General features: G+C 37.0%; 1 protein-coding gene. It reads right to left on the bottom strand.

The window, feature by feature from the left end; genetic code table 11:
- Positions 1-218, bottom strand: a 218-nt coding sequence (locus tag QVP40_RS11365) for an NUDIX domain-containing protein (RefSeq protein ID WP_288200524.1), incomplete at its 3' end; no start/stop codon positions are given.
- Positions 219-408: the final 190 nt, after the last annotated feature.

Here is a 408-nt window from a genome sequence, read left to right as displayed (position 1 = left end):
GGTTTGATAGTAAAGTCTGTCGCACCCGTTTCCTCCATCAGTTCTCGCTTAGCAGTAGATAAAATATCTTCGCCACTTTCCCTGTGCCCTCCTGGGACTTCATAAGTATCTCTTTCTCTATGTTTACAAAATATCCATTTACCATTTGTTTTGGAGATAATAACTGCAAATTTCAATAATTTATCATCTATGCTATCGTAAAACTTTACTTCTACCATTTATAAACACCTCTCCAAATTATTTCTCTTCTTCTCATTTTATCGCACTCAGATTCCAAACACCATTCCTGTCTTCGCTAAAAGGACAGATTCATCCAGAAAATCAGAGATGCTGAAGAACATGTGGCAAAACTCGCCATCCAGCAGTTTGGCAGTATTGAGAAATATGCTGAAGAAATGAAGCATAAAT

Origin of the sequence: Blautia sp. CAG:257 (assembly GCF_000433815.1) — a bacterium.
Classification (GTDB): domain Bacteria; phylum Bacillota; class Clostridia; order Lachnospirales; family Lachnospiraceae; genus Blautia_A; species Blautia_A caecimuris.
This window is presented reverse-complemented; position numbering and strand designations above follow the sequence as displayed.